Source organism: Brevibacterium samyangense (assembly GCF_039529845.1).
GTDB classification, from domain to species: Bacteria; Actinomycetota; Actinomycetes; order Actinomycetales; family Brevibacteriaceae; genus Brevibacterium; species Brevibacterium samyangense.
In genome coordinates this window covers 76,216-100,548 of sequence record NZ_BAAANO010000010.1, presented here as the reverse complement: position 1 = coordinate 100,548, position 24,333 = coordinate 76,216, and the positions used below count along the sequence as shown (strand labels likewise).

At 67.3% G+C, this 24,333-nt stretch carries 19 protein-coding genes and 1 pseudogene; 10 read left to right on the top strand and 10 right to left on the bottom strand.

Annotated features, from left to right (window positions below):
- The first annotated feature begins 47 nt into the window (after nt 1-47).
- From ABD172_RS06000 to ABD172_RS05990, 3 genes are read left to right on the top strand one after another with little or no spacing between them, the layout of a single operon-like run.
- On the top strand, nt 48-248 hold the full coding sequence (locus ABD172_RS06000; RefSeq protein ID WP_344307859.1) for a hypothetical protein: 201 nt from the start codon (nt 48-50) through the stop codon (nt 246-248).
- Entirely contained in the window at nt 194-1,888 is a 1,695-nt protein-coding gene (locus tag ABD172_RS05995; protein ID WP_344307894.1) for an AMP-binding protein, read from the top strand. Before ABD172_RS06000 ends, ABD172_RS05995 begins: the two co-directional genes overlap by 55 nt.
- Nucleotides 1,885-5,475 carry an acetyl-CoA carboxylase family protein gene (locus ABD172_RS05990; protein ID WP_344307858.1) on the top strand — a complete coding sequence of 1,197 codons (3,591 nt, stop codon included), beginning with the start codon at nt 1,885-1,887 and terminating at the stop codon, nt 5,473-5,475. The genes ABD172_RS05995 and ABD172_RS05990 overlap by 4 nt, the downstream gene beginning before the upstream one ends.
- 18 nt (nt 5,476-5,493) lie before the next feature.
- Here ABD172_RS05990 and ABD172_RS05985 read toward each other — a convergent pair whose 3' ends face one another.
- From ABD172_RS05985 to ABD172_RS05955, 7 genes are all read right to left on the bottom strand, one after another.
- Nucleotides 5,494-6,885, bottom strand: a complete 1,392-nt coding sequence (locus tag ABD172_RS05985; RefSeq protein ID WP_344307856.1) for an amidase — start codon at nt 6,883-6,885, stop codon at nt 5,494-5,496.
- 92 nt (nt 6,886-6,977) lie between these two features.
- A complete protein-coding gene (locus tag ABD172_RS05980) occupies nt 6,978-7,778 on the bottom strand; it encodes a hypothetical protein (protein WP_344307854.1) in 801 nt (266 codons plus the stop codon).
- Nucleotides 7,779-7,786: 8 nt separating this feature from the next.
- Entirely contained in the window at nt 7,787-8,635 is an 849-nt protein-coding gene (locus tag ABD172_RS05975; RefSeq protein ID WP_344307852.1) for a substrate-binding periplasmic protein, read from the bottom strand.
- Nucleotides 8,636-8,640: 5 nt separating this feature from the next.
- Complete coding sequence (locus ABD172_RS05970; protein ID WP_344307850.1) at nt 8,641-9,363, bottom strand: amino acid ABC transporter permease; 723 nt, start codon at nt 9,361-9,363, stop codon at nt 8,641-8,643.
- Nucleotides 9,363-10,001, bottom strand: coding sequence for an amino acid ABC transporter permease (locus tag ABD172_RS05965; RefSeq protein WP_344307848.1), 639 nt, complete (start codon nt 9,999-10,001; stop codon nt 9,363-9,365). Before ABD172_RS05965 ends, ABD172_RS05970 begins: the two co-directional genes overlap by 1 nt.
- Before the next feature lie 3 nt (nt 10,002-10,004).
- Nucleotides 10,005-10,856, bottom strand: a complete 852-nt coding sequence (locus ABD172_RS05960) for an amino acid ABC transporter ATP-binding protein (protein ID WP_344307846.1) — start codon at nt 10,854-10,856, stop codon at nt 10,005-10,007.
- A gap of 191 nt (nt 10,857-11,047) precedes the next feature.
- Nucleotides 11,048-11,197: a hypothetical protein gene (locus tag ABD172_RS05955; RefSeq protein WP_344307845.1), complete on the bottom strand. Its 150-nt coding sequence runs from the start codon at nt 11,195-11,197 to the stop codon at nt 11,048-11,050.
- Nucleotides 11,198-11,320: 123 nt separating this feature from the next.
- On the opposite strand from ABD172_RS05955, the gene ABD172_RS05950 reads away from it, so the two are divergent.
- Nucleotides 11,321-12,295, top strand: coding sequence for a PucR family transcriptional regulator (locus ABD172_RS05950; protein ID WP_344307844.1), 975 nt, complete (start codon nt 11,321-11,323; stop codon nt 12,293-12,295).
- Nucleotides 12,296-12,301: 6 nt separating this feature from the next.
- Here the strand turns inward: ABD172_RS05950 and ABD172_RS05945 are convergent, their stop codons facing one another.
- Complete coding sequence (locus ABD172_RS05945) at nt 12,302-13,444, bottom strand: FAD-dependent oxidoreductase (RefSeq protein WP_344307893.1); 1,143 nt, start codon at nt 13,442-13,444, stop codon at nt 12,302-12,304.
- Nucleotides 13,445-13,716: 272 nt separating this feature from the next.
- Between ABD172_RS05945 and ABD172_RS15310 the strand changes: the two are divergent.
- Together ABD172_RS15310 and ABD172_RS05935 are read left to right on the top strand one after the other, a co-directional pair.
- Nucleotides 13,717-14,214: pseudogene (locus ABD172_RS15310) on the top strand (FAD/NAD(P)-binding protein); the annotation flags it as partial.
- Entirely contained in the window at nt 14,215-15,570 is a 1,356-nt protein-coding gene (locus ABD172_RS05935; protein WP_344307841.1) for an FAD/NAD(P)-binding protein, read from the top strand. It abuts the pseudogene before it with no gap.
- Here ABD172_RS05935 and ABD172_RS05930 read toward each other — a convergent pair.
- The gene (locus ABD172_RS05930) at nt 15,557-16,351 is read right to left on the bottom strand and encodes a hypothetical protein (RefSeq protein ID WP_344307839.1); all 795 of its coding nucleotides are present in this window, start codon (nt 16,349-16,351) and stop codon (nt 15,557-15,559) included. The two genes, ABD172_RS05935 and ABD172_RS05930, sit on opposite strands and share 14 nt — an antisense overlap.
- 319 nt (nt 16,352-16,670) lie before the next feature.
- On the opposite strand from ABD172_RS05930, the gene ABD172_RS05925 reads away from it, so the two are divergent.
- Nucleotides 16,671-17,822 (top strand): FAD-dependent oxidoreductase, encoded by a 1,152-nt coding sequence (locus ABD172_RS05925; protein ID WP_344307837.1) that lies wholly within the window; start codon nt 16,671-16,673, stop codon nt 17,820-17,822.
- A 153-nt stretch (nt 17,823-17,975) separates the two neighbouring features.
- Here the strand turns inward: ABD172_RS05925 and ABD172_RS05920 are convergent, their stop codons facing one another.
- On the bottom strand, nt 17,976-20,312 hold the full coding sequence (locus ABD172_RS05920; protein WP_344307835.1) for a zinc-dependent metalloprotease: 2,337 nt from the start codon (nt 20,310-20,312) through the stop codon (nt 17,976-17,978).
- A gap of 244 nt (nt 20,313-20,556) precedes the next feature.
- Between ABD172_RS05920 and ABD172_RS05915 the strand changes: the two genes are divergently transcribed.
- From ABD172_RS05915 to ABD172_RS05905, 3 genes are all read left to right on the top strand, one after another.
- Nucleotides 20,557-21,735 (top strand): aminotransferase class I/II-fold pyridoxal phosphate-dependent enzyme, encoded by a 1,179-nt coding sequence (locus ABD172_RS05915; protein WP_344307833.1) that lies wholly within the window; start codon nt 20,557-20,559, stop codon nt 21,733-21,735.
- Entirely contained in the window at nt 21,732-22,823 is a 1,092-nt protein-coding gene (locus ABD172_RS05910; protein WP_344307831.1) for an NAD(P)-dependent oxidoreductase, read from the top strand. Before ABD172_RS05915 ends, ABD172_RS05910 begins: the two co-directional genes overlap by 4 nt.
- A 142-nt stretch (nt 22,824-22,965) precedes the next feature.
- Nucleotides 22,966-24,264, top strand: coding sequence for a DSD1 family PLP-dependent enzyme (locus ABD172_RS05905; RefSeq protein WP_344307829.1), 1,299 nt, complete (start codon nt 22,966-22,968; stop codon nt 24,262-24,264).
- Nucleotides 24,265-24,333: the final 69 nt, after the last annotated feature.

The following is a 24,333-nucleotide window of genomic DNA, read 5'->3' as shown; positions in this document are numbered from 1 at the left end:
TTGAAGATGCGCTGTACGACAGACCCGCTCAACGACGAGAGGTTCCCATGTCCCTGCCCACCCAGGCACAGTCCTCTGCACAGTCCACCCAGGTCCCGACGCCACTCGAGCCGTCCCCAGCAACACCGAACCCGGAATCGCGGTCCGCCCGCTGGGCCGCCGCCGCGGCCGACCTCGCCTCCCTCCGTGACCTCTGGCCGGCCGAGGTGCCCCGCGAGTTCGTCGACCCGCACCGGATTTCGGCCTGAACGACTACCTGAGGAAATGGGCGGCCGAGCGCCCCGACACCACCGCGATCCACTTCTACGGCCGCGACATCCCGTACTCCGAGCTCGAGGACAGCGTCGCTGCGTTCGCCGGCTGGCTCCGCGCGCAGGGCGTTTCTGCTGGTGACCGGGTCGGCGTGTACCTCACGAACTGCCCGCAGTTCACGATCGCGTTCCTCGGGATCCTCCGGATCGGCGCCGTCCACGTCCCCATCAACCCGATGTTCAAAGCGGGCGAACTCGCCTACGAACTCCGCGATGCCGGGGTGTGTGCACTCCTCGCCCACCCGGATTTCGCCCCGCTCGTCGAACAGGTCCGCCCCGAGGTCGAACCGGACCTCGGCCGTCTCCTCGTCGTCGCGTTCACCGCACCCGGCGACATGCTCACCGCACCTGCCGTGCCCGAGGCGCCCTTCGCCTCGGCCGCTCCCGTCGCCGGGTCCGACGGCGCGGTCCTCTCCGACGGCACAGTGCCCTCCGACTGGGCGGCGATCATGGCGCACGCCCCCGCCGACCCCGTCCAGGTAGACCGTGACGCTCTCGCCGCTCTCAACTACACGGGCGGCACGACCGGCATGCCGAAGGGCTGCGAACACACGCAGGGGCACATGATCTACACCGCCCTCAGTGCTCTCATGGGGCAGGGCCGCACTCCCGGCGAGGGCGGGGACGTCGCGCTCGGGTTCCTCCCGATGTTCTGGATCGCGGGCGAGGACATGTGCCTGCTCAACCCGCTCGTCGACGGGTCGACCGTCGTCATGATGACCCGCTGGCACCCCGCGGCCGCCCTCGAACTCCTGCAGACGCAGCGGGTGACGGGCATGGTCGCCCCGGCGGACAACTACGTCGAGCTCATGGAGCTGCCGGAGTTCGCCTCGGCGGAACTGGGCGCCTTCCGCAACTGCACCGCGGTGTCCTTCGTCCGGAAACTCGACCCCGACCTGCGGAAACAGTGGCGCGACCTCACCGGTGCGACACTCCGGGAGGCGTCCTACGGCATGACGGAGACCCACACCGCGGACACCTTCACGCTCGGGCTCGGCGCCGACGACCAGGACCTCCGCGCCGAACCCACGTACTGCGGATACCCCGTGCCCGGCACCGACATGATCGTCGTCGACGCGGACCTCGAACCGGTCCCTGTCGGTTCCACCGGCCAGATCCTCGTGCACTCCCCCTCGGTCCTCACGGCGTACTTCCACAAGCCCGAGGCGACCGCCGCCTCCCTCGTCGACGGCTGGCTCCTCACCGGCGACACCGGACGGTTCGATGCACACGGTGCGCTCACGTACCTCGCGCGGACGAAGGAGATGATCAAGGTCAACGGGATGAGCGTGTTCCCCGCCGAGGTCGAGTCGTTCCTGCGGAACCATCCTGCGATCGAACGGGTGGCCGTCGCGCCGCGTGAGGACGCGGGGACCGGGCAGAAACCCGTCGCGTTCGTCGAACTCGTCCCCGGAACCCCCACCTCCCCCGACACCGCCGAGGAGATCCGCGCCTGGGCGAAGGAACAGATGGCGACCTACAAGGTTCCCGAGGTCGTCCTCGTCGACGCCATGCCCATGACCGCCACCGGCAAGATCCGCAAGGTCGCACTCATCGAGGAGTACACCGCGAAATGACCGCCCAGACACTGCCCACCGGCGCCACCGCTGCCCCCACCGCCCCGGTCCCGGACCACGAGGTACCGGCGACACTCCTCGTCGCCAACCGCGGGGAGATCGCCGTGCGGATCATCCGCACCGCTCGCGACCTCGGGCTGCGCACCGTCGCCGTCCATCCCGCCGACGACGCCGGCAGCCTCCATGTCGCCCTCGCGGACGAGGCGGTACAACTCGAGGGCCTCGGTGCCCGGGCGTACCTCGACATCGAGCAGATCGTCGCGGTCGGGGCACGGATCGCGGCGGGGTCCGCGGCCGACGCCCAGCAGGGCGCCGATGGTGCCGGGCCGGGTCGGGACGGGCAGGGGAACCGCCGAGGCGCCTCGGCGGTTCCCGTCCACCCCGGCTACGGATTCCTCGCCGAATCGCCCGCCTTCGCCCGTGCGTGCGCCGAGGCCGGGCTCGTGTTCCTCGGACCCTCGCCCGAGGCGCTCGAGCTCGCCGGCGCGAAGACCGCGACGAAGGAGCGGGCCGTCGCCCTCGGCATTCCCGTGCCCGAGTCCACCGGGGTGCTCGAGTCGGCCGACCCCGCGCTCGATCTCCTCGCGCGGCATCCCTCCGGCATCGCGCTCAAGGCGGTCGCCGGGGGTGGCGGGCGCGGCATCGCCGTCGTCACCGATCCTGCGCTCGTCGCGCCGACCCTCGACCGCTGCCGGGCCGAGGCGCTCAGCGGATTCGGCGACGACCGCGTCTTCGCCGAGTCGTGGATGACGCACGCCCGCCACATCGAGGTGCAGTGCCTGGGTGTGGACGGAGGTCCGCGCGACCGCGCAGGTGCTCGCGCGGAGGGAGATCGCGAGGGTGTGGCGGCTGCGACCGGAGGCGTGGTGCACGTGCTCGGTGATCGTGACTGTTCGCTCCAGCGGCGGCGGCAGAAGTTCCTCGAGATCGCACCCGCGCCGGGCCTGTCCGACACGGTGCGCGCGGGCATCCACCGGGATGCTGCGCGGCTTCTCGCGTCGATGGACTACCGCTCGCTCGCGACCGTCGAGTTCCTCGTCGAAGGCGAGAACTGGGCGCTCCTCGAGGTGAATCCGCGGATCCAGGTCGAGCACACCGTCACCGAGGCGATCACGGGGCTCGACCTCGTCGCGCTGCAGATCGGGCTCGCGCTCGGGTGGGACCTCGCGGAGCTCGGGTTGCTGCCGACGGCGAGCGCGGACGGTGCTGACGCCGACCGTGCGGGCGCGGTGCCCGGTGTCTCCGTGGCGGAGTCGGGTGTCGCGTTCCAGGCGCGGATCGGGGCGGAGTCACTCGGACCCGACGGCACTCCGCATCCCGCGGTAGGCGCCCTCGCGCGGGTGGACCTGCCGAGCGGCGCGGGTGTGCGCGTCGACACGTGGGTGCGCTCCGGGACCACCGTCGGAACGCTCTACGACACGCTCCTCGCGAAGGTGATCGTGCATGCGCCGAACGCTCGGACCGCAGCTCGCAGGTTGAAGTCGGCCCTCGAGGAGTTCGCTGCGGACGGCGTCGATACGAATACCGCGGTGCTGCTGGCCGTGCTCGATCTCGTGGAACCGGGCACCGTCGACACCGGCTGGTTCGACGCACACCTCGACGAGGTGCGGGCGCGGATGGAGGAGCTCTCGGCTGCCGGCGAGGTCCAGGTCGGTGGGCCCGGGGCAGGCGCCGGCGCCGGCGGGACTGCTCAGGCAACCGGCGCGCACAGTCCCGGCGGAGGTGCCGGGACGGCGGATAGTGCGGCCCGGCCGGGTGGTCGGGGCGCCTCGGCGGTGGAGCTGGAGCCCGGCGAGGAAGCCGTGCCGGCGCCGCTGAGCGGGACGATCGTGTCGCTCGAGGCCGGGCCCGGAGAGCTGGGGCTCATCGAGGCGATGAAGATGCACCATCCGATTCCGGCGCCGGCGCACGAGAGCGCACGGCCGCTCGTGACGGTCGGGCAGACGGTGACGGCGGGCGAGCCCGTGTTCGCGCTGCGGCCGGTCGACGCGGAGGCCGGTGGCGCCTCGGCGGGGGTGGCGGTGCCTCATCCGGGGGTCGACGAGGTGATCGAACGCCATGAGCGTGTGCGCGACGAGGCCCGGCCCGAGGCGGTCGCGAAGGTACACGCGCGAGGCCGGCGGACGGCGCGGGAGAACCTCGACGACCTCCTCGTGCCCGGCTCGTTCGTCGAGTACGGGCCGCTCGTCATCGCGGCGCAGCGGGCCCGCCGGTCGCTCGAGGACCTCATCGAGAAGACGAGTGGTGACGGGCTCATCGGCGGGATCGGGCTCGTCGACACACCCGCCGGGCCGCTCGAAGCCGTCGTCATGAGCTACGACTACATGGTGCTCGCGGGGACCCAGGGATCGCGGAACCACGCGAAGACGGACCGCCTCATCCAGCTGGCCGGGTCGAAGGGGCTGCCGCTCGTGCTGTTCGCGGAGGGCGGTGGCGGGCGGCCCGGTGACACGGACAGGGCCCCGGGTGCGCACCTCAACGTGCACACGTTCGCGGCATTGGCCGGACTCAAGGGCAAGGTGCCGCTCGTGACGATCGTGTCCGGGCGGTGCTTCGCCGGGAACGCGGCTCTCGCCGGGGTGTGCGATGTCATCATCGCGACCGAGGACGCGAACATCGGCATGGGTGGTCCGGCGATGATCGAGGGCGGCGGCCTGGGCGTGTGGCGGCCGGAGGACATCGGGCCGGTCGGCGTGCACCGGGTCAACGGCGTCATCGACGTGCTCGTCGCGGACGATGCGGCGGCCGTCGATGCGGCGCAGGAGTACCTCGGGTTCTTCGCGGGGGTGGTCGGTGGAGGGACCGGTGGTGACCTGTCTGCGGAGGGGCGCGGCGCCTCGGGCGCGGGCGGTGACGGGGTTGGTGAGGGACCGGTGCGTGCGCCGGATCCGGAGGCGGCCCGCGCCGTGGTGCCGGGCGACCGGTTGCGGGCGTTCGACATGCGCGAGGCGATCCGGTCCGTCGTCGACGTCGGCTCGTTCCTCGAGCTGCGGCCGGACTACGCGCCGGGTGCGATCACCGGTTTCGCCCGGGTCGAGGGGCACCCGGTGGCGGTGATCGCGAACGACAACCATCACCTCGGCGGGGCGATCGACGTCGATGCGGCGCGTTCCTTCGTCGAGCTGCTCGAGGTCGCCGAGGCGCACCGGATCCCCGTCGTCGCGTTCGTCGACACCCCCGGGTTCATGGTGGGGCCGGAAGCCGAGCACGAACCCGGTGTGAAGGCGTTCGGCCGGTTGTTCACGACCGGAGCCGGGCTCACGGTACCGTTCGGCGCGGTGATCGTGCGGAAGGGATACGGGCTCGGGGCGATGGCGATGACCGCGGGGTCGTTCGCTGCCACCCGGTTCACGGTCGCGTGGCCGAGCGGCGAGGTGGGGCCGATGGGGCTGGAGGGTGCGGTGCGCCTCGGGTTCAAGAAGGAACTCGCGGCGATCGAGGACCCTCGGGCCCGCGAGGCACACTACGGCGAACTCGTCGCCGAGTCGTACGAGCAGGGCCGCGCGATGACCGCCGCGATGCTGTTCGACATCGACGACGTCATCGACCCGGCGCTGACCCGGCGGTGGGTGGGGACGTTGATGTAGGGCGGGCCCTTTCGGCCCTCAGAGCTCCGGGTGTGAACGGTGGAAATCGGTCGCGGCCTGGAATGCAGCGCCCGCGCCGAACAACAGCTGCTCCTGGAACGGACCGGCGGCGAACTGGATCGCCAGGGGCGTTCCGCGCCTCGAGGTTCCCGACGGCAGCGTGATCGTCGGGAAACCGCAGTTGTCGAGCGGTGCGGTCGGGACGATGACGCCGGCGAGCACCTCGGGGTCCTCACCGAGCTTGTCGATCTGCGCGAGCGTGGGCGAGGCGATCCCGACGCCGGGGATCAGAAGGAGATCGATGTCCGCGAACAGCCGGTGCATATTGCCGGTGAACGCGCGCCGACGTTCCATGAGCGTCTGGTACTTGATGACGGTCATGGCGCGTCCCTGTTCGATGAGGCCTGCGAGCGCCGGCCCGTACTCGTCCTTGCGCGACGGGTACGTCTCCGCGTGGACCTGGGCTGTCTCCACGGCGCACAGTCCCTGCCAGTCCTCTGCCGCCTCGAGGAACCCGGGGGTCTCCACTTCGACAACCCGCCACCCGAGTTCGCGCACAGTGGTCAGGGTCCGCGCGAGCATGTCGCGGGTCTCCTCGTCGAAATGCGCGTTGAGCGACGGGTCGAATCCGACGACCGGTGCACAGGGCAGCCGCAGGTTGTCCTCGTACGCCGGCACCGGGACGACCGCGCTCGTCGGGTCGTTCTCGTCGCGGCCGGCGATGACGGACAGGACAACGGCCGCGTCCTTCGCGCTGCGGCACATCGGACCCACATGATCGAGGCTCTGCGCGAGGTCGAAGATCCCGTACCGGCTCACACGTCCCCAGGTCGGCTTGAGCCCGGTGATGCCGTTCTGGCTGGACGGCAGACGGATCGACCCGCCGGTGTCAGAGCCGAGAGTCGCATAGGCGAGGCCCGCGGCCGTGGCCACGCCGGAGCCGCTCGACGAGCTTCCTGCCCAAGTCTCCGCATCCCAGGGGTTCACCGGGGACGGCAGGTCCGGATGGTGACTGGTGAACGCGCCCTCGGTCATGCGGAGCTTGCCGAGGAGCACTGCTCCGGCGTCCAGCAGTCGCGTGACCACTGTCGCGTCGTGGTCGGCCATGAAGCCCTCGAAGATCGTCGTTCCGGCGCCCGTCGGTGCATCGACGGTGCAGGCGAGATCCTTGACCGCGACGGGGACGCCGTGGAGGGGTCCGCGGTAACGGCCGCGGGAGATCTCCTCGTCGGCACGGGCAGCCGCCGCCAGCGCCTCGGTCCGCATGACGGTGGCATAGGGCTGAAGGCGGTCCTGGAGCGCATCGATCCGTTCGAGGATCTTCGTTGTCACCTCCGTCGACGTGATCTGTCGGGTACGGATCAGCTCGGCGATCTCCGTGAGTTCGAGATAGGCGAGGTCTTCATGCATCGGCGCGGGCCTTTCGCTTTCGATAATGAGTTCCGCGTCGAAGGCTATGTGTGACGTGTTGCACCGGAGTGAATGCGACAGTCGTCGAAGCCTCACCCACCCATGAACCGCAAGGCGTCCGTCGGCGCGATCTGCCGGTAGGACTCGGTCGGGAGGCCGTTCGTGCCCACGAACGATTCGCGGCCCCGAAGGATCCTCGACCGGTCGGCGGCGGACACCTCACCCGATCGCTCTCGCACCACGCGGACCCACCGCTCCGCTTCGTGCAGCGGAGTCGGCCCGGCGAGGCGGGGGCGAACGTCCTCGGGCGTCACTTCGTCGAGCCACGCGAGACGACCCTCCACGTCGAGCGCAGCCCGCGTGTTCGCCTCGACGACGGGGTCGAGTCCGCAGATGAAGAACGAAGGATCCTGAACACGCCCGCTCGCGGAATACAGACTCGCCCACTGCGTGCGTTCGAGGAACGCGTGCCGGTCGGCCCACCAGTTCGGTTCGATCACTGCACCGGGGTCGCACTCGGGCAGGGCGAGATGCGTGATTCCGTAATCATTCAATCGCTCGAGCAACGTCGGGGAGTCGGCCTCGAGAAAAACTTCTTTCCGCGCGGGGTAGAAATCGAAAGGGGAGTGATTTCCGAACGTCCCTCCGACGTGAAAGACATAGATCTCGGGATACTGCGGATCGCGTTCGCGCCGCTCGGGACGTGCGTCGTAGAACATGTTGATGAAGTTCTGGACGAGCAGTGACGCACCGATATCGCCGAATGGCTCCGTGATGACGATCCCGAACCTGTCGCGGAGCCCCCACGCCGGAATCACGTATTCCCGAGGGACCTCACGACCGTCCGCGTGGAACTGGTAGAGGTCCCTCGAGAGCTGTTCTGCGGTATGCATCGGTTCGGTTACTCGGCCGGTCCCGCGAGTGCCGGATCCATACCCTCGGATTCGAGGATCTCCGCCATGGTGCCGTTGTCGATGAGAGTCTGGATGTTCTCGTTCATTGCGGTGAGCAGCGATTCGTTGTCCTTCGTGATGACGAAGACCACTTCGCTGAGACCCATCGAGGACGCGACCTTTTCGGTCGGTTCGAAGTTCACCGACTGGAGACCATCTGCCCCGTCCGTCGTCACTTGGTAAGCCGCCTCGGCGGAGGTCGCGACACCGGCTTTGATCCGTCCCGCGCTCAGGTCTCCGACCATCGACGTGTAGTCCTGGTACTGCGTGACGTTCCCGTTCCCCAGTGCAGTGATCAAGTCGTCGTTCCAGAGGTATCCCTGGATGGTTCCGATCTTCTTGCCCTCGAGTTCCTCGATCGTTCCGAACCCGTCCTTCGACATGATCGCCATGCCGTCCTGGTACATCGGATCGGTGAGCGTGTAGGTGTCGGCGCGTTCCTGCGTCCAGTAGACGCCTCCCATCATGAGGTCCGCGCGGTTGGTCTCGATGTTCGCGAAACCTGCACCCGGCGCCGACGTCTCGACCTGGAAGTCCAGGCATTCGAGCGCAGCGATCTCCTTCGCGATACGCCCCTCGGTACCGCCACGGTTCTCGTCATCGGCGCGCGTGTACGGCGGAGTGATCGCAGTGGACCCCTTGAGGACGCCTTCGGAGAGCGTCACGACCTCGGGATGTGCGGGTACACAGTCCTCGGCCACTTCGGACGCCCCGGCAGAGGAACACCCGGCGAGGAGCGCACCCCCGAGAACGGCGGCAGCCGACAGGGCGGTGGTGCGTATGCGAATTGCGGTCATGAGAATTACCTCGAAATCTCTGCAAGTGGTGTGGAAGGTGCGGAGGCCGTCGCCGGCTTCGGTCGCCGGAAGAGGCGCTGGCGCGGTTGGTCGGATTTGTTGAGCCACAATGAGGCAGGAATGGAAACCGCTGCATAGAACAGGGCAGCGAGCGTGAAGCAGGAAAGGTATTGATAGTTGATCGAGGCCACGGTGTACGCGGCCTTCGTCAGCTCCGGAACACCGATCGCATAGGCGAGTGAGGTCGCCTGGAACAGGCCGATCGCATTTCCGACGATCGGAGGAATGACGATCTTCACCGCTTGCGGAAGAACGATGAGGAAGAACGTCTGTACACGTGTCAGACCGACCGCTGCCGCCGCCTCATGATGGCCGCGCGGGATCGACTCGAACGTCGCCCGGAACACCTCTGCCGCATAGCAACCGGTACTGAAACCGAGCACGAGTACCGATGTCTGGAAGTTGTCGAAAAGGATTCCCAGAGGCGGCAGCCCGAAGTACACGAGATAGAGAAACACGAGCGCAGGAATCCCGCGACCCACTTCCACGATGCAGATCCCGAGCCACCGAAGGGGAGCAAGCTTGCTCATCGTGACGAGCGCGAGCCCCATGGCCAGAGGAATTCCCCACAGCAGGGCCAGAACGGTCATCTTGATACTCACCCAGAAACCGGCCAAATAGTCCGGGAAGTACTCGATCCATGCGAGGAAGAACTGTGCGTCGAGCATCAGCCCATCACCCGCTTTCTCAGAGCGTCACCGCTTCGTCTCGCCACAATGGCGATCGGAATGGAGAGCACGAGGTAGATCGCAGCCGCGGCTGCGAAAACGGTGATCGGACCGCCGTTCACCTTCGCCCATTCCTGCGCATAGAACGTCACGTCCTTCGTCCCGATGATCGATCCGATGGCAGCGTCCTTGAGAAGTCCGATGGCGAACGTGGCGGCAGCCGGAATCACCAGCGGGATCGCCTGAGGAACGATGATCCTGGCGAAGCCCACCATCTGCGGCAGCGCGAGTGCATGAGCGGCTTCCCATTGCCCTCGTGGAATCGCCATCAAGGACGACCTGTAGATCTCGCTCAGATACACCGCCGACAGGAACGAGAAGACCACGACCGATGTTGTCAGTGGGTCTGGGCGCCAGGGACCGATCACCACGCTGAGATACATCAGCAACAACCACACGATGATCGGGACGCCGCGAAACACCTCGACGATCGCCGTCGCGAGCACCTTCAGCGGGGCAATACCGGATACCCGCGCCCATGTGAGTGGGAGTGCGAGAAAAGCTCCGAGAACGAAGGAGAAGACAGTGACGAATATCGTCGTGCCGATTCCGCTCGCCAACGCCAGCAACATATCCATGGGTCACCGGTCCAGGACCACTCGAAGGAACTGTCGGGTCCGCTCGTGTCGAGGGTCCGTCATGATCTGTTCCGGTGGACCCTGTTCGACAACCCTGCCGTCGGCCATGAAGACGACCTCCTCGGCCACATCCCGCGCGAAGTGCATTTCGTGCGTGACCACGAGCATCGTCATACCCGTTGCGGCGAGCTCGCGCATGGTCCCGAGCACTTCCCAACCGAGTTCGGGATCGAGTGCCGATGTCGGTTCGTCGAACAACATGAGTTTCGGGTCGAGCGACAACGACCGTGCGATCGCAATGCGTTGCTGCTGTCCCCCGGAGAATGTGGTGGGACGTCGGCCGTGCATGGCTTTGGGCAGCCCCACACGCTCGAGTTCGATCTCCGCACGAGCACGAGCCTCCGACTTGGAGCGTTTGAGCGAATAGACCTGAGCAAGTGCAACATTGTCGAGCGCGGAAAGATGCGGGAAGAGATTGAACGACTGGAAGACCATCCCAACGTCCCTACGGAGTGCGAGAAGATCGCGCCGCTTCGGCGCTTGCCCTCCCTCGATGACGTGCCCGGCGACAGTGATGCGTCCGTTGGACGGCTTCTCGAGGTAGTTCACCGTGCGCAGGAGAGACGACTTGCCGGCGCCCGACGGACCGATGAGAGCCATGACCTCGCCCTGTGCCACCGAGAGCGAGACCTCGTGAACAACTTCCTTGTCTCCATAAGCAATCGAAACCGAGTCCATCTCGACAAGAGCCGGCGTTTCCGCGCTCGGATCGGGGTTCAGCTCGGTGCGCATCTCGTCGGGACCGACTGCTTCCGGCGACGGCCGGACCGGTGGCCGTGTCTCCTGTTTCATCATGCTCGTCTCCTCATCTCGGAATTCCCAAAATCCTGCCTTTCTTCACCTCTCCTGTGTCACGCGCTTTCCACGAAGTTCGTCGAAAGGGTTGCTACAAACTGTCGGAATTCCGGGGCCGGCGTCCGCTCGAAGTAAAAACCTCGTATCGGATCGTTTGCAGAACGACCTTTCCGCCAACGCGGGCCTAAAGTTCACCCATGCTCCCCGCCACCCATACGCCTCGGCCCCTCGGCCATCTCGTCGGTCCCGTACAGGGGCTCGTCGACGAACTTGCCGATCGCCTCCAACGCTCGGTCGCCATCGACACCGCAGAGATGGATCTCCTCGTGGCCAGCCGCCATTTCGGCGATGAGGACGAACTCCGGATCCAGGCCCTCAAGAGCCGGACCGTTCCACCGGAGTTCAAATCGATCCCTCAGACCACCGGGATCAACAAGGTCAAGGGATACAAGCGGGTGCCCGCGATGGGCGAGGTCAAGCCACGCATCGGGATGCCCATACGCGCGGACGGAGAATTGGCGGCAATTCTCTGGCTCATCGACGACGACACCGTCTCGCAAGCCGAACTCGACGACTGCCTCCACACCATTCATCAGGTGGAAACGATCTTCGAACGGAGGCTGGTGTCGAACCTCTCCGCGGAACTGCAGCTGGAGGAGAGCCTCGCCGGCCTGCTTTCCGATACCTACTCCGACAGACGTGCGGCCGAGGAAGACCTCAGCGACCTCGGCCACTTCGCGGCGTGCGTCGGTTTCACCGCACTCGTCATGCGCTTCGATCGGGAATCGCGAGGAACGATCGAGGACCACGAGTACCGGCTCCTACTCAGAGCCACGAAACGTGCACTCACCCCGATTCCTGCCCAGGACAGGATCTTCGGAAGAGTCAACGATTTCTTCGTCATCGTCCTCGGATTCCGGGGTGCCGTTCTCACCGAGATCCTGCAGGAACTCGCCGATCGCCTCGTCAAGGAGGCGGACGTGCTCACTCCCGGTGCCGAGGCCCGACTTCACGTCGGCGCGGGAGGGAGGGTCACCGCACTCACACACGTCTCCGATTCCGTGGAGCAGGGGATCCTGTCGCTTCGCGCCGCATCGGCCACCGGAGTCACGACTCGGCTCTGGGACGATCCCGGCGTCGATCTACTCCTCGCCGACCTGCTTCCTGCTTCGCTACCACCTTCACGCGTACCACCGGTTCTCCGCACGATCGATGATTCGGTGTCGCCCGAAGTTCTCCAGACAGTGCTTGCGTATCTCGATCACGGAGGAAACATCGCAAAGACCAGCGAAGACCTCTTCCTCCACCGCACGACTGCGTACTACCGCCTCGCGAAATTCGAGAAGGCGACGAACCTCGATCTCGGAGACGGCCGCGCCCGTCTGATGGTCCATCTCTGGCTGCTGTCGCTCCCGTTCCTTCGCCGTACGGAACCGTGAACACAATCAGGCTTCGAGGCCCATACGGGGAAGCGTCGGCCGGTCCGCAGCGAAAGCCGGAATCGCACGCGCATCCGGGTCGGTCACGAAATCGGCCAGAACCCGTCCGATGGCGGGCGTGAACTTGGCACCCTGACCGGAGAATCCGGCGCCGAGCACAATAGATCCTCGCCGATCGAGAATGAACGCCTCGTCGGGTGACATCGTGTAGGTACAGCTGATCGTTTCGAAGCTCTCCGGGTCGACACCCGGGAGGAACTCCCTCGCGTATCGCTGGAGCCCCCGCATCATCGCCGGCTCGGCTTCGAACGACCGGTTGTCCGGATCCACCTGAACTCCCACCGCGTGCCAGCCCGCTTTGATGCCTTCTCCCGGGGTCAGCATCCCGTACACCGGAGAGTAGAACCATGCGAATTCGGGATCGGTGAGCACCGGGCGATGGTTGAAGCTCGGCCATTCGGCAGTCCGGTCGACGATCTCGAAGTGCGCAGGCTGCTCCTGGGTCACGTAGAGACGGGGGTATGCGAACTTCGCGCCGACGAGCTTGTTCGTCCACGCCCCCACTGTCACCACCACGGTGTCGCACGTGTATGTCGTTCCCTCCGTGACGACTTCGACCGTCCCGTCACTGCGTTCGGCAACCGAAAGAACCTGTGTTCCGTGTTTGATCGTCGCACCGAGCTCTGCAGCAACGTCCTGGAAGGCCAGGATCCCGGCAAACGGATTCACTCTGCCTCCGTCCGGCGTGTACAGCACCCGCGTGTCCCAGGCGAAACCGGTCCATCGTTCGGCGGCTTCCTCGAGCGACACCCACTCGGCACGGAATCCGTTCGCCCGGAGAATGTCCACGTGGTCCTCGGGCACACCGCGTCCATGATTCGCCATTCCCACGAGATCGAGCAGTGATGCACCCGACTCGGCCTCGAGTTCGCGCCAGAGTTTCCCCGCTTCTTTTACGAGGTCGAGGTAGTGCCGTTCCGTATAACCCACGTTGAAATTGCGCGTGCTTCCGTGCGAAGCACCTTTCTTGTGCGTTTGGTCGAAACGTTCGAGGAGCATGACTTCCCGCCCGCGCTTCGCCAGTTGCCACGCCGTGGCCGATCCCATGAGTCCACCGCCGACGACAATCGTCTCGAAATGCTCAGTCATCATGTTCCTTCCGTCATGTCGCGCCGCGAGCGTTCGCGAGAATTCGAATGGTCGCTGCGGGGTACGTCGTTCTTCCTACAGCTGTCCTATCCCGGATGTTCTGCGATTCCGCCGACGACATCGCGAATTAACCACCCGAACGAAAAGTTCGACGAATTGACCCACGTGGAGCCCCGGATTTCCGACTCTTCGCCGAACTTCTCGCCTCGGCCCGCCCGTAGCGTGTGCGCAACAACGACCGCAGGTGTCGACGCCGGAGGAGCCAGGAAACGATGAGTCCGATCATCACGATCATCGGAGGCGGGCCCCGTGGCCTCAGCATCCTCGAGCGGATCTGCGCAGGACTCGAGAGCATCGAGTCGACCGACCGGCCGATCATCCACGTCGTCGAACCCCACGAACTCGGTGCCGGACGAATCTGGAACACGGATCAGCCGGACACCGTTCAACTGAACGTACGCGCCGATGAGCTGACACTGTTCGCCGACGAGTCGTACGAAGTCCGCAATCCACCCGTCCCCGGGCCGAGCCTGTACGACTGGGCCTGTGGCATGCGCGAACACGCCACCGAAGCCGAACCACTCGAGTCCTGGATCGCGTCGGTCGTCGATTCGATCACGCCCACCACTTTCGCTCCGCGCAAACTCGCGGGAATGTACCTCCGTTGGTTCGCGGATCAGCTGATCCAGCGCATCGAACGTGTCGCCGACCTGCACATCCACCGCTGCCGAGCCACGTCCGTCGAACCCGCTGCCGACACCGGAGAACTCGTGAATCTCTCCGACGGATCGACGCTGCACTCCGACCTCGTCGTCGTATGCGTCGGGCACGTCGACGACGCTGCTCGTCGGCCGGCCGAGATCGGCTCGTTCGGCGCGTATTTCCCTCCCGGCTATGCCGTCGATGTCGATTATTCGGACATCCGACCCGATGACCACGTCCTCGTCCGCGGTATGGGTCTGGCAGCCATCGATTCCCTTGTCCTTCTCACTCTCGAGCGTGGCGGCCGTTTCCTCCGCGACGTGACCGGTCGCGTTCGGTACAGAGTGTCCGGCCGTGAGCCGAAGGTCTTCCTCACCTCTCGACGCGGTTTCCCCAACCTCTGCAAGGTCGACGGCGATTTCCGGGGAGACGATTTCGAACCAGGATTCTTCACCCCGGAACGCGTTGCAGAATTGCTCGACCGAAGGCCGCTCGAACTCGCAACCGACTATTGGCCCCTTCTGACTCTCGAGGCCGAACTCTCCTACTACTGCGAACTCTTCACCGGGTTTCCGAGCAGGGTCCGATGCGATTGGGGAGCATTCAGACGTGAATTCATCGAAGCCGGGACGCGCGCAGAGCGCGACGTTCTCATCGCGTCCGCAGTCCCGGATTCCGCCCATCATCTGAACATCACCGCATATCTCGACCCTCTGTCACATGTGGGCGCAGGCGATCTTCGCGCGATCGATTCGGTGATTGCACAGACGATCGAGGCAATCCTCGGGCAACGCAGAAACGACCCCTCGCTGACATCCGCGATTTCACGCGGATTCGGGCTCGCCGGGCTCGGCGATCTCACCCACGACGCCGACACGTGGTCGGACGGATCACGTATCGCCGAGTTCGGTCGCTATTCGTCGGATATCAAGTTCGTGCTCGGAGGGCCCCCCGCGTCCCGCTTCGACGAGCTCCTCGCCCTTCGGGAGGCCGGGATCGTTCGATTCATCGGGGCACGCCCCCAGCTCCGTCCGACGTCATCGGGTCTCACGGTCACGACCGTGCATCTCACGGAACCGATTCACGTCGATGCCGTCATCGATGCATGGCTCCCGACAGCCCGAGCGGACAGAAGCGAGAGTTCGCTCCTGCGGCAGCTCGGAGAACGTTTCGGCACGGAGGTCAGGAACGGAACGACGACAGGAATGATCCGGGTTTCCCATTGGACCAACCGAGTATGCACGGGCGACGGCGGAGATTCGGGAAACAACGTCTTCGTCGTCGGACTGCCTTCGTCGTCGCTTCTCACGAACATGATCCCGGTCAAAGGAGCGAATTCCGCGATCCTTCGCGAAAGCGACGCGGTCGCGCACGCAGTTCTCTCCGCTGCGTACAGCTCAGTGGGACACCTCACCCACCGATGAACCGCAACGCCTCCGGCGGCGCGATCTGCCGATACGCCTCCGTCGGCAGCCCGCGCTCCCCGACGAACGCAGCGCGCTGTTTCCGGATCCGCTCGAGTTCGGCCTCGGGCACCTCGTCGGCCCGCTCGCACACAACGCGGACCCAGCGTTCCGCTTCGTGCGTGGGCGTCGGTCCAGCCAGTCTGCGGCGGACCTCCTCGATCGACCAGGTCTTCAGGCGCGACACCCACGACTGGACGTCGAGCGCAGTGAGCATGTTCGCCTCGGTGATGGGGTCCAGGCCGCACAGGAAGAAGGTCGGGTCCTGCACTCGTCCCGTCGACGAGTACAACGCGGCCCATTCCGTGCGCTCGGGGAACGCGTGCCGGTCGGCCCACCAGTAGGGCTCGAGCACCTCACCCGGAATGCACTCGGGGAGCGCGAGGTGAGTGATCCCGAAGTCGTTGAGGCGTTCGAGCAACGTCGGCGCATCGGGTTCGACGAAGACCTCCTTCCGAGCCGGGTAGAAGTCGAACGGCGCATGGTTCCCGAACCTCCCGCCGACATGGAAGATCTCGGGGTACTGCGGATCGGCCTCTTTTCGCTCGGGCCTGGCCTCGTAGAACATCGTGATGAAGTTCTGCACGAGGAGCGACGCGCCGATGTCGCCGAAGGGCTCTGTGATGACGATGCCGAATCTGTCCCGCAGTCCCCAGTGCGGGATTACCGCCTCGCGCTCGACGGATCGCCCGTAGATGTGGAACTGATAGAGCTCACGCCGAAGCATTTCCGCGGTATGCATCAACCGGCCTTTCGCCGTGTCAACCGAATGTATTGAGGTCATTCCTACCGCGATATCGGCCCGTTTCGTAGACCGGAAACGACGAATTCACAGGTCCGGGTCCCGCGAACCGACGGACGGCGATCCGTTCACACGAGTGCAATGGAATCCGGCCGAAACCGGACTATCGTGTGTGACACATCACGCTCGTCGAAGCAGCGGACACATCCCCGTCCCACGCGGCCCACCCGGAATCACCCCGCCGAGGCGAGCGCGACACCCCAGCACCACCCAACTCCCCCACCCATCCCCACACCCAGGAAGTCAGGTCTTCACGGACATGCGACAGCGCGTGGCAGTCATCGGCGTCGGCACCATCGGATCCCAGGTCCTCTGGCAGCTCTCGAAGCGGGACTGCGAGGTCACCGGTTACGAGCTCTTCTCCCCCGGCCACTCGAAGGGCGCAGCCGGCGGCGAGACCCGCCTCTTCCGCACCCTCGAACTCGAGGACCTGCGGTACGACCCCGTCGTCGACCGTGCGGACGAACTGTGGAAGGACCTCGAGGCCACGTCCGGCCGCGAACTCCGACAGATCACCGGGTCCCTCGTCATGGGCGATGAGGACTGCCCGGGCATGCGCACCGCGCTCGAGGGCGTCGCACAGAACGGCCGCGAATACCGCGTCTACTCCCGCGAGGACGCACTCAAGGCCTTCCCGCAGTTCGCACTCGACGACAACGACATCACCGTCTGGGACCGCGACGGCGGCATCATCAAGCCCGAGCTCACCGTCAACACGGCCGCTGCCCTCGCCGAGGCGAACGGTGCCACGATCCTCCGCGCCACCCGCGTCGAGTGCGTGGACCAGCGGGAGGACGGCACCGTCCTCGTCACCACGGACGGCGAGACCCGGGAGTTCGACCGCGTCGTCGTCGCCTCGGGCGCATGGACCGCGAAGGTCCTCCCCGACATGATCGACGTGTTCCACATGCGCCGCCTGGTGAGCGTGTGGTTCTTCGGCAAGCAACCCGGCTGCCTCGACGACTTCCTGCCGTACCTCCGCACCGAACCCGCGTACTCGTACGGGCTGCCCGTACCGGACCGGTCGGCGGTGAAGATCGGCCTCGGCTTCCCCAACCACCTGCCGATCGACTGCCCGGACGGCGCACCGCTCGACGTCGCCGAGGACGACCTCCGTCCCTTCATCGACCACGCCGCCCGCTACCTGCCGGTCCTCGACTCGTACCCGATGCGCATCAGCACCTTCTTCGAGGGCTACACCGACGATCGCCACGAATACGCGCAGCCGCACCCGCGCATGGACAACGTCTTCGTCATGGCGGGCTTCTCCGGCCACGGCTTCAAGATGTCCCCGGCGATGGGCGAGGTCGGTGCCGATTGGGCGACCGGCACCACCCCGCACGTCGACACGACGTTCCTCCACCGCGAGCACACCCCACTCGTGGAGGTCCCGGAACCGTCCATGGCCTGACGGCCGCACCACCGCCGAGGCGCCCCGGCCTCCCCACACGACCCGCACCGATCGGCCCCGCCGGACCCGACCACAGCCCGAGGCGGGCCACCGCACCTGCGATGGCCCGCCTCGGGCTGTTCGACGGCATAGCCGACCGGTCGGCGGCGTCGATCAGATCGGCGTGCCGAGCGGCACTGCGGGGAGTTCGTCGACGGTGGCGAGCGCCTGGTCGACCACCTTCTCCCACTTCTTCTTCACGAGCGGACTCGTGAGATCCTCGCCTGTGTCCGCGAGCAGTCCGAGGATCTCGAACCGCACCTGCTCGTGGAGCACCGTGCTCGTGAGGCTCGCGGTGAACCGCTGGAGGATCGCCCACGCGATCGTCGTCGCGGTCCGCGACCCGCCGGAGGCTCCTGCCTCACCCGAGGCGCCGGTCCCGCCCGGCACCGCCCCACCGTCGAGCACGCCGAGCGCCCACCCGATCGTCTTCCCGAGCAGCGCTTCGAGCACCTCGGTCGACTGTTCGGCCACCCGGTTGAGGCGCTGCGGCGCGAGGAGCATGCCCACGATGACATCGGTTCCGGCGCGGACGATCGCGGCCGTGTCCGCCGACCCGGCGGTGCGATGCGCGAACCCTCCGTCCCGCATGGCGACACCACCGGCCGGCGGCGCGAGCAGCGGCACCACGTGCGCCGGCACCTCGAGGAACGCGGGGCTGAACGCGACGGCCACCGATTCGAGGGCGGCGAGCTGATCCGCGAGCGGCACGACGCCCACGGCGCCCTCATAACCCTCGAACGCGGTTTCCGCATACGTGCGCACGGTGCCGCCGATCGCCTTCGCGGCGGACACCGCATGGAACCGATGCACGAGGTACAGCAGGCGGAAACGCCGTTCGAGCTCGTTCGAGTCCGACCCCTCCTTCACCACCTGTGTCCCGAAGCGGGCGAGCGCTGCCTTCCGCACCGCGACGAGGTTCTCGAAGGAGTCGAGTGCCTCGCCCCACCCCTTCCACGTCGAGGCGCGGGCGTCCGCGTACTCCTCGAGCCGGGAGTCGGCATCCGTGACGTACTCGAGCCCGTCACCGCTGCCACCTGCACCGATACCCACCGGACCTGCGAGATCGGGGTGGTACAGCGCCTTGACGGAGTGCAGGTCCCACGGACCCATCCCCACCGAGTACGGCGCGGTCGCGAGGTCGGGCACGCACGGCAGCCCCTCGGCATCGAGCCCGAACGACGGTCCGGGATAGTCCATGACGGACTGCTGCGTGTGGTGGTGCGACGCGAAGTTGTGGGCGAATCCGAGGGAGTGCCCGACCTCGTGCGCCGACAGGGAGGCGAGTCGTGCGCACACGACCTTCGTCACCTCGTCCTCACGGTCGGTTCCGTACACCCCGAGGACCGCTTCGGTGATCGCCCGGATCTCCTCGATCCGCTGCGACCCCATGACGACGCAGCCCTTGAGAATCTCCCCGGTGCGCGGGTCCTGGTGGCTCTTGCCGAACGACCACCCACGGTCACTGCGGTGCGCCCACGTGATGGTGCCGTACCGCGGGTCGAACAGGTCCTGGCCCTCGGGCAGGATCTCGACGCGGTAGACGTCGGGGAAGCCCGCCTCGGCGAAGGCCTCCTGCCACCAGTTGAAACCCTCGAGCATCGCGGACCGGAAGGGCTCCGGGATCCCGGGATCGAGGCGGTAGACGATCGGCGCGTTGTCCGCGCCAGGCTTGAGGCGGTACTTCGGCGCGAGGACGGTACGGGAGTCCTGCTCGGCCTGTCGGTCGAACCGGTTGACGACGACCATGCCCATCGACCCGATCCGGCCGTGGAACGCCATCGGCTCGAAATCGTCGTCCGGCAGCGGGCGGAGGGTGACCCGCTGGGTGATCGACACGGTGTCCGCCGGCGCGGGGAAACCACGGGACACCGGGCCGGGAGCCGGTCCGGTCGCGTTGAGCATCCCGCCGGGTCGCGGCTTCGGGGTCTCCTCGACGACGCCGAAGGTGAGCACGGTGTCGATCGCGAGGATGTCGTCGAACCAGGTGATCTTCTGTACCCGGCTGAGGTCCCGCTTGAGCTCGTACGTCACCTGGTGGAAGTTCGAGAGGGTCTGCGCGACGCGGAGGTAGTCGACGAAGCCGAGCCCGGTGGGATCGAACGCCCCCGCATCATCACTCGCGTCGCCGACGAGCACGGACTCCGCGAAGGAATTCTTCGCGGCGAAGGCGAGCGCGTCCTCCCCGTCGGTGTATCCGTACCCGGTGTTCTCCGCGGTGATCGCGAAGCCGCCACCGGGGACCTCGTCCACCCGCGCGAGCAGGCCCGGCGTCGAGTCGCCACGGTCGATGCCGATCGCCGCCGTCCCGACGCCCTGGACGACATTCATGTGGACGAGGAACTTCGGATTGTCGGCGAGCGACCAGGTGGGGATCGTGGACGCGGCCGCCGGGGTCGGCGCATTCGACGGGTTCACGTTCGACGGAGGTACGGAGGGGACTGAGGACACGGGTTCCTGCTTTCCGGCCCGGGGCCTGTTCGGCCCGGCGGCCATGGCAATACGGTGGGGATGGTCCGAGGTTATCGCCGGTTCGATCCACGCCACCGACCCGTGACGTCCTGGAAACGAATCGCGGGCATTCTTGACCTCACATCCCCACCGCAGTACCGCCAGATACGCAGAACCCACAGATCCAACAGAACCCACAGCACCCGCCACCGGCTCCCCACCCGGTGATCCCCGAAGGAGAAGCATGACCGACCTCCTGGTCAGCGACACCACCACCGACACCGAAACCGGCACGACCGCGACCGGCACCGCCGCCGAGGCGCTCGCGGCACCCGGCACCACCGCACCCGCGGTTCCCTTCCGCAGCATCCACAGCCACCTCACGCAGCGCGCGCTCCGCCTGCAGCCCACGTCCACCGCCGTGCGTGCCGCCTACAACGAGGCACCCTTCACCCCCATCCCCGCCGTCACCGAGGCCATCGCCTCCGCCGCCGCGGGCCTCAACCTCTACCCCGAGGGCATCGGCACACTCGAGGCGAAGCTCGCCGCCCATCACGGTGTCGAGGACCTCGGCGAGGGCTGCGTCGTCGTGAGCCCCGGATCCGGTTTCATGCTCCACAACCTCGCGATCGCCACGTGCGACCCGGGCGACGAGGTGATGTTCGGCTGGCGCTCCTTCGACGCGTACTTCAACGCCGCCGCGACCGCCGGTGCGAAGGCCGTCGCCGTGCCCGTCCTCGACAGCGGTGCCCTCCAGCTCGAGGCGATGGCCGAGGCGATCACCGACCGCACCCGGCTGATCGTCCTCTGCACCCCGAACAACCCCTCGGGCGCCCCTCTCATGCACGCCGACGTCCTCGACTTCCTCGCGAAGGTCCCGAGCAACGTCCTCGTCGTCCTCGACGACGCCTACGGCGAGTACGCGACCGCCGAGGGAGTCGTCGACGGCTTCGCCCTCGCCGCACAGTTCCCCAACGTCGCCGTGCTCAAGACCTTCTCGAAGTTCTTCGGCCTCGCGGGCCTGCGCCTCGGCTACCTCATCGCCCGCCCGGAGATCACCACCGGCATCCGCCGCATCAGCCTCCTCTCGGGCGTCTCCACTCTCGCGGTCCAGGCCGGGCTCGCATGCCTCGAACCGGCTTCCGTCGCCGAGTACGAGGAACGCCGTCGGGTCACCCTCGCCGAACGCACCCGCATCGAGTCGACCCTCGTCGATCAGGGGTTCACGATCTACCCCTCGCAGGCGAACTTCATCCTCATCGACCTCGGCGAGAAGTCCGACGACTTCGCTGCGTTCTCCGCCGCGAACGGCGTCATCATCCGCTCCTACGGCGAGGACGGCGCCCGCTACTCGATCATGCTCCCGGAGGTCAACGACCTCTTCCTCGAGATCACCGAGAAGTGGCAGGTGGAGCAGGCATGACCGACTCCACGACCGTCACCACCGCTCCCCAGTCCTCCCCCACCGAGGCGCCCCGCGGCACCCGGCCGGACGGCGCCTCGGCCGTGGCTTCCTCCCCGGTGGCCACCCCTCCGGCTGCGACCGGGGACCAGCCGCTCACCGCGCTCGTGCCCGAGCCCGAGCACCTCGAGCTCCTCGGCGACCTCCCCGCGGGCACCCGTGCGGCGCTGTGGTCGGACTACGAGGACCTCGACGGGTCGATCGCCCCGGAGTCCGTCGGCTTTGTCGTCATCAGCGGCCGAGGCGGCCAGCAGCGCCGCGACCACCTGAAGACCTTCCCGAACCTGCGCGGAGTGCGCACCGTGAGCATCGGGTACGACTGGGTCATCGACTCCGTCCCCGCGGGCGTCCCGGTCTTCAACTCCTCCCAGGTGATGACGGACACGACGGCGGAGACCGGCGCGCTCGCGATCATGGCGTCCCTGCGCTCCCTGCCCGAGCACCTCGAGGCCCAGCGGCAGCACCGGTGGATCGAATTCTCCGAGCGCGGCCCCCACGAGCACGGGCTCACCGGGATCGTGGGCACCACGGTGCTCGTCATCGGTCAGGGCGGCATCGGCCGGGGCATCGCGGACCGGCTCGAAGCCTTCAAAGCACGCGTCGTCCGATTCGCGCGCACTGCCCGCACGGGCCCCGGTGGGGAGAAGGTCCACGCGATGGACGAACTCGACGACTGGCTGCCGCAGGCGGACGCCGTATCCCTCGCCCTGCCGCTCAACCCGGGTACCGACGGACTCGTCGACGCGGACTTCCTTTCGCGGATGAAGCCGTGCGCGGTCCTCGGGAACATCGGCCGCGGCAAGGTCGTCGACACCGCTGCTCTCGTCGAGGCACTCACTGCAGGCACCATCCGTGCCGCCCTCGACGTCGTCGATCCCGAACCCCTGCCGGCCGACCACCCGCTGTGGGACTGCCCCGGACTGCTTCTCACCCCGCACGCGGGCGCGGACTCGCGGTACATGCGCGAGCACGCGGTGGCCGATCAGGCCGCGATGGTGAGGGCGTTCCTCAGTGGGGACGACCTCGGCGATCCGGTGATCGTGAAGTGATCCGTGGTCGGTCCCGGAGAGTCCGGCGGTCCCGGGGTGCGGGCGGTCCCGGGGGTGCGGGCGGTCCCGGGGGTTCGAACAGAGTACGGACGCAATGACGTAAGCGAACACCCGCATTCGCGGGTCGAAGGAGGCGAGGCGAGTGACCGCTCTCGACGTGGGTTTTGACGTTCCTGCCGCTGTGGGGATGACCGTGCCGGAGATCCAGACCCCGGCGCTCGTCGTCGATCTCGACGCGTTCGAGCGCAATGTCGAACGCATGCGGGCCTTCACGGAGGCCACCGGGATGCGCTTGCGGGCGCATGCGAAGACGCACAAGTCCGCGGACATCGGCCTCCTCCAGATGGCCCGCGGCGGGGCGTGCGGGGTGTGCTGCCAGAAGGTCTCCGAGGCCGAGGCGCTCGTCCGTTCCGGCATCACCGACGTCCTCGTGTCGAACGAGGTCGTCGGGGCGGCGCGCATCGCCCGCCTCGCGGCTCTCGCCGGGAAGGCGCGTGTGCTCGTGTGCGTCGACGACGCGCAGAACGCGCGGGATCTCTCCGCCGCGTGCGAGGCCGTCGGCACCACGCTCGAGGTCCTCGTCGAGATCGACTGCGGATCCGGCCGCTGCGGCGTGCACCCGGGACCCGCCGCGGTCTCCCTCGCTCGGGTCGTGTCGGAACTGCCGGGACTCACGTTCGCCGGCCTGCAGGCGTACCACGGTGCCGCCCAGCACATCCCGGCCCCGGCCGCCCGCCGTGCCGCGACCGAGGAGGCGGTCCGCCTCACGAAGCTCACGGTCGACCAGTTGCGGGAGGCCGGGTTCGAGTGCGACATCGTCGGAGGCGGCGGGACGGGTTCCCATGCGGTCGAGGCGGGCTCGGGCGTGTACAACGAACTCCAGTGCGGCTCGTACGTCTTCATGGACCGCGACTACGGGCGGATCCCCGCGAGCGCGAAGTCCGACGCCGCGGTCGGCGGTTTCGAGCACGCCCTCTTCGTCCTCTCGACGGTGATGAGCGCACCGACCGCGGGGCGCCGGGTGTGCGATGCCGGACTCAAGGCGAGCTCCGTCGACAGTGGGCTACCGGGGGTCTGGGCCGGGCCCGAGGCGGCCGGGAGCGCCGCGGGTCCCTCGGCCGAGCACGCCTCGGTGGAGTACGAGGCCGCCTCGGACGAACACGGGACGCTCTCGGATCCCGAGGGGTGCCTCGCGCTGGGCGACCACGTGTGGCTCATCCCGGGCCACTGCGACCCGACCGTGAACCTCTACGACTGGTACGTCGGGGTGCGCGGGCTCGGGACGACGGCCGAGTCGGAATCGGGCACGGGTGCGGGCGCAGGTACTGGTACTGGTGCTGCAGGCAAGGGCGGCGACGGTGGGAGTGGCAGCGGTGAAATGGGTGCCGAGGCACGCGTCGAGTGCCTCTGGCCCGTGACCGCCCGCGGAAAGCTGTACTGAGCGGGTACTCCCTCCCGAAAATACCCGGACCGCCGAAATGTTCCAGCGGTCCAGGTACAGAACAGCGGT

Coding starts and splice junctions, on each gene's coding strand:
- ABD172_RS06000 (WP_344307859.1), top strand. CDS start 48: ATGTCCCTGCCCACCCAGGCACAGTCCTCTGCACAGTCCACCCAGGTC.
- ABD172_RS05990 (WP_344307858.1), top strand. CDS start 1,885: ATGACCGCCCAGACACTGCCCACCGGCGCCACCGCTGCCCCCACCGCC.
- ABD172_RS05985 (WP_344307856.1), bottom strand. CDS start 6,885: ATGCATGAAGACCTCGCCTATCTCGAACTCACGGAGATCGCCGAGCTG.
- ABD172_RS05980 (WP_344307854.1), bottom strand. CDS start 7,778: ATGCATACCGCAGAACAGCTCTCGAGGGACCTCTACCAGTTCCACGCG.
- ABD172_RS05975 (WP_344307852.1), bottom strand. CDS start 8,635: ATGACCGCAATTCGCATACGCACCACCGCCCTGTCGGCTGCCGCCGTT.
- ABD172_RS05970 (WP_344307850.1), bottom strand. CDS start 9,363: ATGCTCGACGCACAGTTCTTCCTCGCATGGATCGAGTACTTCCCGGAC.
- ABD172_RS05965 (WP_344307848.1), bottom strand. CDS start 10,001: ATGGATATGTTGCTGGCGTTGGCGAGCGGAATCGGCACGACGATATTC.
- ABD172_RS05960 (WP_344307846.1), bottom strand. CDS start 10,856: ATGATGAAACAGGAGACACGGCCACCGGTCCGGCCGTCGCCGGAAGCA.
- ABD172_RS05955 (WP_344307845.1), bottom strand. CDS start 11,197: ATGGCGGCTGGCCACGAGGAGATCCATCTCTGCGGTGTCGATGGCGAC.
- ABD172_RS05950 (WP_344307844.1), top strand. CDS start 11,321: ATGGGCGAGGTCAAGCCACGCATCGGGATGCCCATACGCGCGGACGGA.
- ABD172_RS05945 (WP_344307893.1), bottom strand. CDS start 13,444: ATGACTGAGCATTTCGAGACGATTGTCGTCGGCGGTGGACTCATGGGA.
- ABD172_RS05930 (WP_344307839.1), bottom strand. CDS start 16,351: ATGCATACCGCGGAAATGCTTCGGCGTGAGCTCTATCAGTTCCACATC.
- ABD172_RS05925 (WP_344307837.1), top strand. CDS start 16,671: ATGCGACAGCGCGTGGCAGTCATCGGCGTCGGCACCATCGGATCCCAG.
- ABD172_RS05915 (WP_344307833.1), top strand. CDS start 20,557: ATGACCGACCTCCTGGTCAGCGACACCACCACCGACACCGAAACCGGC.
- ABD172_RS05910 (WP_344307831.1), top strand. CDS start 21,732: ATGACCGACTCCACGACCGTCACCACCGCTCCCCAGTCCTCCCCCACC.